General features: G+C 59.5%; 12 protein-coding genes and 1 pseudogene. 3 read left to right on the top strand and 10 right to left on the bottom strand.

Annotated elements, in window-relative coordinates:
- Together GE543_RS00295 and GE543_RS00290 are read left to right on the top strand one after the other, a co-directional pair.
- A pseudogene (locus tag GE543_RS00295) lies at window positions 1-1,115 on the top strand (hypothetical protein); the annotation flags it as partial.
- On the top strand, window positions 1,112-1,795 hold the full coding sequence (locus GE543_RS00290) for a permease (protein WP_153220081.1): 684 nt from the start codon (window positions 1,112-1,114) through the stop codon (window positions 1,793-1,795). The pseudogene GE543_RS00295 and the gene GE543_RS00290, both read left to right, overlap by 4 nt.
- Window positions 1,796-1,810: 15 nt before the next feature.
- On the opposite strand, the gene GE543_RS00285 is transcribed toward GE543_RS00290, so the two are convergent.
- The gene (locus GE543_RS00285) at window positions 1,811-2,545 is read right to left on the bottom strand and encodes an SDR family oxidoreductase (protein WP_153220079.1); all 735 of its coding nucleotides are present in this window, start codon (window positions 2,543-2,545) and stop codon (window positions 1,811-1,813) included.
- A 234-nt stretch (window positions 2,546-2,779) separates the two neighbouring features.
- Here GE543_RS00285 and GE543_RS00280 point away from each other — a divergent pair, with 234 nt between their 5' ends.
- Window positions 2,780-3,697: an AraC family transcriptional regulator gene (locus GE543_RS00280; RefSeq protein ID WP_153220078.1), complete on the top strand. Its 918-nt coding sequence runs from the start codon at window positions 2,780-2,782 to the stop codon at window positions 3,695-3,697.
- Window positions 3,698-3,712: 15 nt separating this feature from the next.
- Here GE543_RS00280 and GE543_RS00275 read toward each other — a convergent pair whose 3' ends face one another.
- The 9 genes from GE543_RS00275 to GE543_RS00235 form a co-directional block, all read right to left on the bottom strand.
- On the bottom strand, window positions 3,713-4,330 hold the full coding sequence (locus tag GE543_RS00275) for a hypothetical protein (protein ID WP_178118516.1): 618 nt from the start codon (window positions 4,328-4,330) through the stop codon (window positions 3,713-3,715).
- Between the two features lie 102 nt (window positions 4,331-4,432).
- Window positions 4,433-5,587, bottom strand: a complete 1,155-nt coding sequence (gene argE / locus GE543_RS00270) for an acetylornithine deacetylase (protein WP_153220076.1) — start codon at window positions 5,585-5,587, stop codon at window positions 4,433-4,435.
- Window positions 5,584-6,261: a DUF1028 domain-containing protein gene (locus GE543_RS00265; RefSeq protein ID WP_046236594.1), complete on the bottom strand. Its 678-nt coding sequence runs from the start codon at window positions 6,259-6,261 to the stop codon at window positions 5,584-5,586. The genes argE and GE543_RS00265 overlap by 4 nt, the downstream gene beginning before the upstream one ends.
- Before the next feature lie 12 nt (window positions 6,262-6,273).
- Entirely contained in the window at window positions 6,274-6,690 is a 417-nt protein-coding gene (locus GE543_RS00260; RefSeq protein ID WP_003408344.1) for a RidA family protein, read from the bottom strand.
- Window positions 6,691-6,721: 31 nt separating this feature from the next.
- The gene (locus GE543_RS00255) at window positions 6,722-8,017 is read right to left on the bottom strand and encodes an NAD(P)/FAD-dependent oxidoreductase (RefSeq protein WP_153220074.1); all 1,296 of its coding nucleotides are present in this window, start codon (window positions 8,015-8,017) and stop codon (window positions 6,722-6,724) included.
- Window positions 8,018-8,142: 125 nt separating this feature from the next.
- Window positions 8,143-8,874, bottom strand: coding sequence for a class II aldolase and adducin N-terminal domain-containing protein (locus GE543_RS00250; RefSeq protein ID WP_153220072.1), 732 nt, complete (start codon window positions 8,872-8,874; stop codon window positions 8,143-8,145).
- Window positions 8,875-8,932: 58 nt separating this feature from the next.
- Entirely contained in the window at window positions 8,933-9,766 is an 834-nt protein-coding gene (locus GE543_RS00245) for a transporter substrate-binding domain-containing protein (protein ID WP_003367532.1), read from the bottom strand.
- A gap of 26 nt (window positions 9,767-9,792) precedes the next feature.
- Entirely contained in the window at window positions 9,793-10,665 is an 873-nt protein-coding gene (locus GE543_RS00240) for a phytanoyl-CoA dioxygenase family protein (protein WP_003434995.1), read from the bottom strand.
- Window positions 10,666-10,689: 24 nt separating this feature from the next.
- Window positions 10,690-12,210, bottom strand: a complete 1,521-nt coding sequence (locus tag GE543_RS00235) for an amino acid ABC transporter permease/ATP-binding protein (RefSeq protein ID WP_153220070.1) — start codon at window positions 12,208-12,210, stop codon at window positions 10,690-10,692.
- Window positions 12,211-12,335: the final 125 nt, after the last annotated feature.

Below are 12,335 nucleotides of genomic sequence, written 5' to 3'. Positions count from 1 at the left end.
CACCGTGGGCGGTTATCAGGGAGGCGACGCCGGTGCTGATCGATGGCAAGAATGTCGGGATTCTGGATCGTTCTGCGGGTTATTGGAGGGCAAAGGGAAATGCGGCGTGGAGTGATGCGATACGTGGGTTCAGGGTTTCGATGGTGGCGATGGGTGGGTTTGGGCTGGCGGCGGTTACGCTTGAACTATTTGATGTCACAAATGATTTTTACGCAGCGAAAACATCAGAGGAAAAAAACGCAATTATTGTAAAGGGCATTTCTATATTCGCAATGGGAGTAGGCTCAACTTTTCAATTGATGGCAGGGTTGTCCCCTGCAAGCACCTTCACAATTGTTGCGATGAGCCCATGGTTCAGTGTGGCGCTGCTCGTAATAGGATCTATATATCTTTTTACTACGCTGGCTTTGAGTTATTTAAAGCAAGACAGTGTGGGCTGGTGGCTACGTAAGTGCTGTTGGTCGAGAACCCTAGACTATCGCTACCCCGAGACTGCGAAAGGCGAGAGTGAAGAAGTACGCGCATTGATGGAAATTCAATTGTCTCCACAGATTCATGTTAAAAGCACCGTGCATTATGAGAGTCGTTATCTTGGCAAAGGCGATTACTACAGCGTAGCGGTACAAAATGGCGCTGGAGTACAAGTACGCTTGCCAAAGCTGGTACGCGGGGAGTCCGTGCACTTCAACATCGTCAGCAGCAAGCGACCATGGGGCGTGTTACCTGTAGAAAAAATAGACGACCCACTGCATCAAGCTTTTCTGGACCGTGGGCAATTCAGGAAGGCTGAACAGTTCGGGACGCTTACCAACAATCCAGCTGGCAAGGCGAGTGAAGATTTCACCTATCCTCTCATGCCACCTGAAAATGAAGACCTCATCTGGGAAACCTGGGTGCCGCTCGACAAGGACGCAACATATCTTGAGCTGCAAATCTGGTACCCGACCAATCTGATCAATCCTGGCGAGGACGATAGAAGCTATCTGTTTCAGATGGAGCTTGGCACAAGAGGCGATACTGCTATTGATGGTTTGGCTGCTGTGGAGCTTGAAGTGAAGGCATCAAGCAGGATTGGCACACTGACTCTGGAAGTAGCAGAGGGTACACCTGTATGAATCAGCAAGAAAAAGCCTTGTACCTGCCAAAAAGTAAAGACGTTCTAAACTGGAAGATCAAAACATTTGCAAGATCGCCTAGAGAAATGATGATAACTCAGTCCATATTCATTGCGATCTACATGATAGGCAGCACACTTTACATGTGGGGAGGCTGGATAATGTTTTCAGACAGCCTCTACTCATTAGTGGGCGCGATACTCGCGCTTGCCGGAATTCTTGCTTATTACCTATGCCTCCTCATCCGCCAAAAAACCATCTACAACTACACCATCACCACCCACCACGCCCTCGTTGAGTACCACCTCCACTACCCCGACTTCGCCTCATCCCTTTTCAAGGGCATCGCCATAGCCGTCATCCTGATATTCGTTTTTGTAGCACTCTTCACCGGCTCGCTGCTGTTCCTGATCGGCCCGGTGGCCATGGCTTTTATCGCAGCCATCAAGCTACTCAACTGGGAAAACCCCATCCACCATGAACAAAGCCTGCCATGGGCCGAGTACAACTTCGTCACCGTCGACCGAAAGCGCCTCATGATCATCACCCATCGCACCGACATCACACTTGGCTTCGAGGCCCGCTTCCAGCACGAGGTGCTGTTCAATAAATACCTCGCGTTTCTCCGTGGCGCGCTCCCTCCAACGGCCGAGTTCACCGAAGGGGCCTGGAAGTGGTAGCCCTCATTACCGGTCTCAATAAGCACTCCCCGTAGGCCGCACCACAATCTCGCTCACATCCACACCATCCGGCTGCTCGATCGCGTAAACAAGCGCGCGTGCGATCGCATCCGGCTCCAACGCAACCTTTCGAAACGCTTTCATCGCCTCGCGCGCGGTCTCGTCGGAAATCGAGTCGGCCAGTTCTGATTCGACCACGCCGGGGCAGACGACGGTGACGCGGATTTTGTCGGTTTCCTGCCGAAGGCCATCGGAGATGGCGCGAACAGCGAATTTGGTGGCGCAGTACACTGCGGCAGTCGGGGAGACGGCGAGGCCGCCGATGGACGAGATGTTGATGATCTGGCCGTGCCCTTGCGCTTGCATGCTCGGCAGCACGGCGGCGATGCCGTGCAGTACGCCGCGCACGTTGACGTCGAGCATCTGGTTCCACTCTGCAATTTTCAGTGCGGCGAGCGGCGACAGGGGCATGACGCCGGCGTTGTTGATGATCACGTCGATCTTGCCGAACGCGTGTGTGGCGAAGTCGACAAAGGCTTGCATGTCGAGCGCATCGGTCACGTCCAGCGCGCGGAAGCGTGCCGAGCCGCCCTGCGCTTCGATGTCTGCCGCCAGCGTCTGCAGACGCTCGATGCGGCGTGCGCCCAATACCACGTGTGCGCCCTTGGCGGCGATGAGTCGGGCGGCAGCTTCGCCAATGCCGCTGCTGGCACCTGTGATCAGTACAACCTTGCCTTGAATGTTCGACATGACTGGCTTTCCTCGTGAGTCATCGTTGGCTCAGCTTCAGCGCGCGGCTCAAACTGATTGCGATGGCCATGCTACGAGTCGCTGATCACTGCGCGCATGCCGATACCTGCGCGACACTTGCCTATTCCTGTCTGTGGGTCTGCCTTACGCTGAATCGCTGCACAATGGCCGCTATGATGGCGTTCGATGCAAAGGAAAGGCGTGCAGCAACACTGACTTGGGACGGGGTTATTCATGGATACACACAATGCTGCGAGCGCTCCGGGCACCGATGTTTGCCGGGCTGAAATCATCCAGTTGCTGACGCAGCGCTTTGCGGCACCCGGTGTTTATGAAACCGCTATCGCGCCGCTGCACGTTATCCGCTGCGATGCGCCGTCCGAGCTGATTCATGCGCTGCATCGGCCAGCCCTTTGCGTGATCGTTCAAGGTCGCAAGGAGGTTGCGCTGGGCGATGAGCAGTATGTGTACGACCCGCTCAGCTATCTGGTCGTCGCGGTGACTGTGCCGGTCGCCGGGCGCGTGCTTGAAGCGAGTGGCGAGGCGCCCTATCTGTGTATTCGTCTGGATTTCGAGCCTGCGCACATTGCCCAGCTCATTGCGGAAGGGCCACTGAACGGTGTTCCTGACGAGCCGCAGCGGGGCCTGTTTCTTGAGCCTATGGATCAGCCATTGCTGGAGACGGTGTTGAGGCTGGTGCGCCTGCTCGACACGCCTCGCGACATCGGCATGCTCGCGCCCCTCGCACTTCGGGAGCTCTACTACCGGCTGCTGCGCGGCAACAATGGGCGGCGACTCTACGAAATCGCGGTCGGGGATTCGCAGACGCATCGCGTTACGCGGGCAGTCGACTGGCTGAACAGTCATTACACCGAGCCGCTGCGCATCGATGAACTGGCGCGTCTGACCAACCTCGGCAATTCGACGCTCCACCACCGATTCAAGGCGCTGACCGCCATGAGCCCGTTGCAGTATCAGAAAAAGCTGCGCCTGCAAGAAGCTCGACGACTGATCATCAATGAAGGCCTGGACGCCTCCAGCGCCTGCTATCGCGTCGGTTATGAAAGCCCTTCGCAGTTCAGCAGGGAGTACAGCCGCCAGTTTGGCTGCCCGCCCTCGACAGATCTCAGCCGAGTGCGGCAGCTCGGCTGACCTCCCCGTCCCACATCAGCGTCCGGGCGCGGCCAACCGCGCATATTGGTCCTGACTGATCCACCCGGTAAACGAGCGATCATCGGCATTGATGAACTCGACCTGAGCCGCGCCATCCTTGAATGCCAGAACCCCGACAACGTCATCCTTGACGATATAGGCGCCTCGGGTGGCTTTGGCATTCGGTGTCTTTTGCAGCCAGGCCTTGTCCGCGGTGACGGTCACCAGACCGATCCACTGCTTGCTGGCGGTCCGGGTCAGATCCATGCCGGTGGCGATGTCCGGCGCCATCACGTTCATGCAGCCGGGGTGCTGCCGGCCTTGCTCGATCGTCAGAACCACGCCATCAGCCGAGGCCTTTAGTGTTCCTGGGTAGACGTCATCCAGCCAGGACGACACCGCTGCGCCCTTCCCGGCCTCGACCTTGCCTTGCAGATAGAACGCACAGCTGAATGCCTCGCCGCGCGTCTCCGAGTAATAACCCTCGACCTGATACTCGGGCGTCACGGCCAGCATCAACTGCTCGTACTTGCCGGAATGCAATGCCGTGTCCTGAGCGAAAACCGACGTGCCGACACACATCCAGAGGATTGCGGCCAAGGAGCAATGAGTAAGGGGACGCTTGTCAGTCATGCTTCCATCCATAGAACGTTTAAATGTGGCCAGTCCATGACTGGCGCGCCGAGACGTTAGCGTATTTCGGCGCGCAACTGTATCACTGAAATCCGGGGCGATTCATGGCTGCGACGCGAAGGCCAGTACACGTTTGAGCATCGCGTCACAGGCGTCAAGTTGCGCGACGCTGATGAACTCGTCCGGCTTGTGCCCCTGTTCCATGCTGCCCGGCCCGCAGACCACAGCCGGAATGCCTGACTGATCGAACAACCCGCCTTCGGTTCCGAAGGCAACCGTGCCGAACGCTCGGGAGCCACAGAATCCGGCAATCAATTCCGCCGCCTGGCTGTGCAGGGGAATATCCAGCCCCGGATAGCTCGACAGTTCAGTGAAGCGAATCTCGCTCCGGGCACTGACCGCCTGCATGGCCGGCAACAGTTTTTGCTCGGCGTAGGCGTGCATGGCAGTGACGATCTGTTGCGGGTCCAGGGTGGGAAGCGCACGCACTTCGAAATCGAAACGGCACTGCTCGGGCACGATGTTCAAGGCCGTGCCGCCGCTGATCACGCCGGTCTGGATGGTCGAAAACGGCGGATCGAAACGCTCGTCAAGGGCGTCAGCCACCCGTAACGCCTCGCCCAGGCGACCCAGCTCACCGATCAACTGCGCAGCATGCTCAATGGCGTTGACGCCACTGGGCGCGTGGGCCGAATGGCAGGCGGCACCGTGTACATCACAGCGCACCGCGACCTTGCCCTTGTGGCCGAGCACCGGCTGCAACTCCGTCGGCTCGCCGATCACACACAGCATCGGCTTCACCGGCCGCGCCCGCAGCGATGCCAGTAACGAGCGTACGCCCAGGCAACCCACCTCCTCGTCGTAGGACAGCGCGATATGCACCGGCATGTGCAGCGATGCCTGGGTCAGCGCCGGGACCAGCGCCAGCACGCAGGCAATGTAGCCTTTCATGTCCGCAGTGCCACGGCCGTAGAGTTTGCCATCCGCTTCGCTCAGTTCGAACGGCGGGAACGTCCATGGCTGGCCGTCGACCGGCACCACGTCGGTGTGGCCGGACAACACGATGCCTGGCACGTCAGCCGGGCCGATGGTGGCGAACAGATTGGCCTTGGTTTTCTGCGCGTTGTAGATCAACTCGCAGGAGACGCCGAAGCGTTCAAGGTATTCACCCACAAAGTCGATCAGGGCCAGATTCGATTCGCGACTGGTGGTGTCGAAGGCCACCAGCCGCGCCAACAGCTCGCGGCTGGAGCTCATCGCTCGTCTCCGGGCACGCCGTAGCCTGGTGCGCCAGCCGGGTTCAGGGCGCGGTCGAGGTAATCCTGCATCTGTGGCTGATAGGCCTGCCAAAGACTTTTCAGCTCGCCTAGCGGGTCGTGCTCGGCCCAGTCGACGCGCAGATCGACGATGGGCCAGGACTGCTCGCCCACGACTTTCAGCGCCGCCGAATGGACCGGCCCCGCTTCGCCGCCTGCTGCCAGACCGGCCTGCATCGCCTGTAACAAGCGCTCTGCCAGATGCCCGGTTGCCTGCTCGAAACACTGAATCATCGCGTCGATGACCGTCGGGCTCGACAGCATGTTGCCAGCCACCACGCATTGATCGCCGCTGCCCGCGTTGTTGATGCCCAGTGTTTCGCTGCCGCTGAAATGCGCGACTCGCCCCTGATGATCAATCGCCGTGATCTGCCGATACTCGCTGAACGGGCTGACGTTCATGACCTGATCCAGCGCCTGAGAGGCAGACATGCCCTGCTCCATCAGGTCCAGCGTCTGCGGTCCCAGGGCCGGCAGTGTGATGTTCTGCGACGACACCGCGCCGACACCCGCACGCAGCCAGGGGCAACGTGCGCCTACGGCAATGCTCGATGAGCTGATGGCAATGCCCAGCTGGCCGGTTTTGGCACAGCGGGCGGCAATGGAAAAAGTCATGGGCAACAGTCCTTATTCAGGGATCACGGCGATCACGTCGATTTCCATCAGCCATTGCGGCTGCCCCAGCGCCGACACCACCAGCCCGGTGGAGATCGGGAACACGCCTTTCAGCCACTTGCCCACTTCGTGATAGACCGGCTCGCGGTAGCGCGGGTCGGTGATGTAAGTGGTGGTCTTGACGATGTGCGACAGGTCACTGCCCGCCTCTTCGAGCAATTGCTTGACGTTTTTCATCGCCTGCTGCGCCTGTGCAGCCGGGTCACCGAGGCCGACCAGATTGCCGTCGAAATCGGTGCCGACCTGGCCCCTGACGTACACGGTATTGCCCGCGCGCACCGCCTGGCACAGGTCGTTGTTGAGGCTTTGATTGGGGTAGGTGTCCTTGGTGTTGAACATGCGGATACGAGTATGAGTCGGCGTAGTCATGGGTAACTCCTGTGGGCATTGAGCGCGATGATCAACCGCTGACGTTGCGCAACGGCACGACGGGGGTCGCACGTTTGCCGGCGTCATAGGAACGGTATTTGTGCTGCGTGGCGATCTGATCGGCGACGTGTTTGGCGTCGTGCCATACGCCCCAGATAAACGCGGAGCCGCGGCGTGACAGCCATGGCAGGCCGACGAAGTACAGGCCTTGCTCGCAGGACACGCCACGCTGGTGACGAGGTTTGCCTTTGCTGTCGAAGGCATCGACCTGCAGCCAGCTGTAATCCAGGGCATAACCGGTGGCCCAGATGATCGACGTGACGCCTGACTCGATCAGGTCCAGCTCGCTGAGCGGATGGGTGATGCACGGCGCATCCGCTACGCGTTCACGGGCCGACGGCTCCAGCGGCAGGTCCAGGCCGTTGCGTGCGGCGTAGGCATCAGCGGCATCGAGCAACGACAGGTAATTCGCGTCGCCACTGTCGAGGTTGCTCACCAGATCGTTCTGGAAGCGCACCTTGTTGCCAACGAAGCTTTCGGTCAGGCCTACGAGGTTCATTCCGGCCTGGGCCAGCCGGCGGAAGTCGACCGTGTAGCCGCCCCTTGCACCACTGACCGCAATGGTCACGTGCTCCTTGCCGGGCTGCATGGTTTCGCTGTCCCACAACCCCAGCACACCCATCCACCAGCAGAAATCACGACCGCGATAGGCGCGCGGCGGACGGTCGTGAGGGCCGACCGACAAGTACACTTTGCGACCCGAGAGCAGCAGCTCTTCGGCGATCTGCACACCCGAGGAACCAGCGCCGACCACCAGTACGCCGCCCTCGGGCAGTTGTTGCGGATTGAAATAGTGCGCCGAGTGGATCTGATGAAGCGCCTCGTTAACCGGCGCAATCGGCGGGATGACCGGCTTCTGGAACGGCCCTGTCGCCGAGACCAGATGATTGACCACATAGGTGCCGGCACTGGTTTCGACGGTAAAGCCTGCACGCCCGGTGTTGCGGGTAACGCGCTTGACCTCGACGCCGGTCTTGATCGGCGCGTTGAATGTGCGGGCATAGCGCTCGAAGTACTCGGCCACTTGCTCCTTGCCCGCGAACCCGTCCTGATCCATGGCGAATTCAAGGCCGGGAAACCGGTCATGCCAGGCCGGACCGTTGGCCACCAGCGAGTCCCAGCGGCCACTGCGCCATGCCTCGGCAACGCGGTTTTTTTCAAGCACCAGGTGCTCGATGCCAAGACGGCTCAGGTGTTCGCTGGTGGCCACTCCGGCCTGCCCTGCACCTACGACGAGCGTATCGATTTCTATGATTTTTTCTGTCATCTCGGCATCCCTCGACAGGTGATTTACGGCGTGTTGACGTAAGAAAAATGGATGAAACCTCGACGCGCGGGCGCAAAAAGCCCTACGCCATCCGCAGACGCGCATCCAGTCAGTAGCAGGGGCGATCAGTCGACCAAAGAGGGGTCAGCCTGAATCATCAGCAGTTTCATTTCGTCGAAGTGCTGACGAGAAAAATCCGTAATCTTCTGCCAGTCACGGGCGGTCTTCTCGGCGACATCGTCCGCCAGCACCTTGAGCGGCTGGCCGGTGGACCAGGCCGTCACCAGAATCTGGCAGGCGCGCTCCAGGGTCCAGATGTCATCGAAGGCTTCGCCGACGGTCGGCGCGGTCACGATCACGCCGTGGTTGCCCATCAACAAGCGGCTCTTGTCCTCCAGCAAACCGGCCAGTCGAGCGCCCTCGGCGGTCGTGTCGGCCATGCCGCCGTAAAGCTCGTCCACCGCGATGCGGTTGAAGTAGCGCGCAGTGTTCTGATCGATGGGCGGAATATGCGGCTTGGCCAGGCACGCCACGGCTGTGGTGTAGACCGGGTGCAAGTGCAGCACCACGCGCGCATCGGGCAAACGCTGGTGGACCTGGCCGTGAATGGACCATGCCGTCGCGTCTACATCGGGGCGATGCGCCGCGTCGGCATCATCGGCGTCGAGCAGCAACAGATCGCTGGCACGTACGCGTGAAAAATGTTTCCACTTCGGGTTGAGCAAAAACTGTTTGCCATCCGCCGAAATGGCCGCGCTGAAGTGGTTGGCGACCGCTTCATGCATACCCAGATGGGCGATGATGCGAAACGTCGCGGCCAGGTCTATGCGCGTCTGCTCTTCGAAATTAAGGGCCATGCTAATTGCTCTCCGGTCGAGCGTGCCTGCCGAACCTGCCAGGCACGTCCTTTGGTTGTCAGGGCTTGGGCATCAGGGCGGCGATGTCATCGGCGGTCGGTGCCTGGAACTTGTACTTCTCCAACAGCGCGGCGTATTCCGGGGTCTTGCTGTACTTCTCAAGACCGTCTTCCAGGGCCTTGCGGACCTCGTCGTTGCCCTTCTTCACGCCAAAGCCGTTGAGCACCGGATAGATCAGGGTTTCGGAAGAAATTACCACCCGGCTACCCAGCTTTTCGACCACGCCGCGTGCGACGGCTGCGTCAGTGATCTGCGCTTCGACGGCATGGGCCAGCATGGCCTGGGTGGTCTGTGGGTCGGTGCCATACTCGCTGATGGCGATCGGCTGCAGGCCATTCTTCACGCAGTAGTCGGTCGAGAGTTTCTGCAGTTGTTGCAGCCATGAAGTGGCCGCCATGGAGCCGATCTTATGGCCACAGAAGTCCTCTGGCGTCTTGGGCTGATAGTCGCTGCCCTTGACCGACAGAATCGCCTCACCGCTTTTCAGGTAAGGAATCATGTCGATGACTTTCAGGCGGTCGGCGGTGATGTACATCGACGAGTTGGTGATGTCGAAACGTCCGCCCTGCAGCCCGCCGATCAGATTGGGAAAGCGCGTGTCGATGTTCTCGGCCTTGAGCCCCATGACCTTCGCCAGGCCGTCGAGAAACTCGATATCGAAACCGGCGGGACGGTTCTTGTCCATGTATTCATAGGGGAAGAACGTCATGTCCGAGCCGGCGATGATCTTGCCGGGCTGCTGGAAGGCCGAAGCGGCAGACGAGGACATGGCAACCACCGCGCCCAGCAAAGCCAGGGCTACGGGACGAACAATCAGAGCTGACAGCTTCATAGGTATTCCTCGGGGAGTCATGGAGATCAGGCAACGGCGGCGTCTTTTCCGGCTTGCTGCACGAAAAATGAAGCACCCTTGGGTTTCTGCGGCAGGCGTATGTGGTTCTCGGTGCTGCGTACCAGACCGCTCTCCTGGCCTGCGACCATCAGCCCGGCATGCTCGCTGGGCAAAGGGTTCTCACCGAACGGCAACGCGTCTTCGGCGGCATAGACGCTGATGAACAGCGTGCGTGGAAACTCGGTTTCATTAGGGCTTGAAGCGTGCAGCAGGCGTGTGTGCATGAAGCACACCGAGCCCGACGGCCCATAGCAGGCGACCGGTTGCTGACAATGCTGTTCAACCACCGCATCTTCCACGGCACCGGTGAAACGCTCGTTCTGCCAATGCGACCAAAGCGCCTGCTTATGGCTGCCCGGCGCCACGTTCAGCGGGCCGTTTTCGGGGGTCACATCGCTGATCATCAGCAACGCGGTAACCAGGTCATCGTTGCTGTGCGGTGTGAAGAGAAAGTCCTGATGCCACTTCACCTGAGTCGCGGTGTGCGGCAGCTTGGAGTTGATCTTGCTGTGATGAAAACGGGTGCCGTTACCGCCGATCAGCTGCGCCGCGATGGCTGCCATGCGTGACTGGAATGCTGCGTGCTGGTAAGCCGGCGAGATCTCCGTGGGCGAAGCCACGCGGCGCAGCGACGGATGATCCGGCCGATGATCGCTTTCGATGTCGAAGCGCGGACGCCCGTCCTGAGTCTGCCCCCAGGCCTGACTCTGACTGCGGCTGTCGTCGACCCACTGGTCGAAGTCCTGTTGCAGCGCTGCCACTTCATCGGCTGCCAGCACGCCCTCCACTACCAGAAAACCCTGCTCATGAAACTGGTCAATCTGCCATTGCTCGATCATGTTCTTCTCCTCTTCAACAAGGCCTCAGGCCAGTGAGACATCTTTAAGAAAGGCTTCAACGCGGGGGTGCTGGCCGTCGCGTAGCGCCTGGGGTTTGTCATCGCAGATCACGCGTCCCTTCTCCATAAAGACGATGCGGTCAGAGACCTTGAAAGCGAAGTTCATTTCATGGGTCACGATGACCATCGTGATGCCTTCCTGGGCCAGGGTTTCAATGACCTGCAACACCTCGTTGACCTTCTCCGGGTCGAGCGCCGAGGTGGGCTCGTCGAACAGCATGATTTGCGGGCGCATCATCAGGGCGCGGGCGATGGCGACACGTTGCTGCTGGCCCCCCGACAACTGATGCGGGTATTTCCAGGCGTGCTCCAGCATCCCGACCTTGTTCAGCAATTCGCAGGCCTGCTGCTTGAGCTCGGGTACCGGCGCCAGACGGTGATAACGCGGGGCCAGCAGCAGGTTGTTGAGCACCGTCAGGTGCGGAAACAGGTTGAAGCTCTGAAACACCATGCCGATGTTCAGGCGGTAGGCGGCGTTCTCCACATAACGCGGCTTTTGCGCGCCCTGGCGAACCAGGTGAATGAATGGCTGGCCGTTGATCTTGATGTCGCCGTTGTCGATCTGCTCAAGGCCGTTGAGCAGCCGGATCAGCGTGGTTTTGCCCGAGCCTGATGGGCCGATCACCGACACCACCTCGCCGGAATTGATCTGCAGGCTGACCGCACCGAGCACCTCAATGTCGTTGTACGCCTTGTGCAGTCGGGTCGCTTGCAGTGCCGGCCCTTCGAAGTTGATGACAGGACGAGCGACACCTGCCGATTTGCGGCTGGCCAGCTCAAGCATTTCGGCGTCAGGGGTGCGGGTGACCTTGCGTTGCGTCACGTCCAGATGACGCTCCAGGCGCTTGAGCAGGAAATCGAATACGGTCACGACCAGCACGTAATAGAACGCCACGGCCGCCATGGTTTCCATCACCAGAAAGTTCTGCGAATACAGGCGCTGACCGACCATCAGGATCTCGGTCAGCGAGATCACTGAAACCAGTGAACTGAGTTTGACGATGGAGATGTATTCGTTGGTCAGCGACGGCAGCGCCACACGCAACGCCTGCGGTATCACGATCCGCCATTGCGTACCCACGAAACGCAGGCCCAGTGCCCGGGCAGCTTCGGTCTGGCCCTTGGCGATGGACAGCAGGCCGCCGCGATGAATTTCCGCGACGTAGGCCGTTTCGCACATCACCATGGCAATCAGGCCGGCCCAGAACGGATTGGCCAGCACCGCCGAGGTAGCGGGCACTGCCTGTGGCAAGTTGTAGACAAAGATCAGCAGTACCAGTAACGGCAAACTGCGAAATAACCAGATATAGGCTTTGGCCGGCAAGTTGATCAGCGGCAAAGATGATTGTTTGGCCAGCGCAAGAACAAAACCCAGCACAATACTGATGACCCAGGTCAATACACTGAGTTGAATGACCGTCCAGGTGGCCATCCAGAACTCCGTATCGCTGAACAGGCCAAACATGTATTTCCAATCAAACGTCATTGTCGGCTCGCTCGGCAAATTGAATAGTGATGGGCGACGTCCTGTTGAAGTTGAAACGGGACGCTGTCCGTTTGCCCTTCTGAAGCCATCATGATTGATGCCAGGTCCGGCAGCCAAATAGTAAG

The sequence above is a fragment of the Pseudomonas sp. SZ57 genome, from assembly GCF_009495975.1.
GTDB classification, from domain to species: domain Bacteria; phylum Pseudomonadota; class Gammaproteobacteria; order Pseudomonadales; family Pseudomonadaceae; genus Aquipseudomonas; species Aquipseudomonas syringae.
Note: the sequence above shows the minus strand (reverse complement) of the source record. Positions and strands in the feature narration are given on the sequence as shown.

What these genes read in the sequence shown, in the direction of transcription:
- GE543_RS00290 (WP_153220081.1), top strand. Translation starts at nt 1,112, where the DNA reads ATGAATCAGCAAGAAAAAGCCTTGTACCTGCCAAAAAGTAAAGACGTT.
- GE543_RS00285 (WP_153220079.1), bottom strand. Translation starts at nt 2,545, where the DNA reads ATGTCGAACATTCAAGGCAAGGTTGTACTGATCACAGGTGCCAGCAGC.
- GE543_RS00280 (WP_153220078.1), top strand. Translation starts at nt 2,780, where the DNA reads ATGGATACACACAATGCTGCGAGCGCTCCGGGCACCGATGTTTGCCGG.
- GE543_RS00275 (WP_178118516.1), bottom strand. Translation starts at nt 4,330, where the DNA reads ATGACTGACAAGCGTCCCCTTACTCATTGCTCCTTGGCCGCAATCCTC.
- argE (WP_153220076.1), bottom strand. Translation starts at nt 5,587, where the DNA reads ATGAGCTCCAGCCGCGAGCTGTTGGCGCGGCTGGTGGCCTTCGACACC.
- GE543_RS00265 (WP_046236594.1), bottom strand. Translation starts at nt 6,261, where the DNA reads ATGACTTTTTCCATTGCCGCCCGCTGTGCCAAAACCGGCCAGCTGGGC.
- GE543_RS00260 (WP_003408344.1), bottom strand. Translation starts at nt 6,690, where the DNA reads ATGACTACGCCGACTCATACTCGTATCCGCATGTTCAACACCAAGGAC.
- GE543_RS00255 (WP_153220074.1), bottom strand. Translation starts at nt 8,017, where the DNA reads ATGACAGAAAAAATCATAGAAATCGATACGCTCGTCGTAGGTGCAGGG.
- GE543_RS00250 (WP_153220072.1), bottom strand. Translation starts at nt 8,874, where the DNA reads ATGGCCCTTAATTTCGAAGAGCAGACGCGCATAGACCTGGCCGCGACG.
- GE543_RS00245 (WP_003367532.1), bottom strand. Translation starts at nt 9,766, where the DNA reads ATGAAGCTGTCAGCTCTGATTGTTCGTCCCGTAGCCCTGGCTTTGCTG.
- GE543_RS00240 (WP_003434995.1), bottom strand. Translation starts at nt 10,665, where the DNA reads ATGATCGAGCAATGGCAGATTGACCAGTTTCATGAGCAGGGTTTTCTG.
- GE543_RS00235 (WP_153220070.1), bottom strand. Translation starts at nt 12,210, where the DNA reads ATGACGTTTGATTGGAAATACATGTTTGGCCTGTTCAGCGATACGGAG.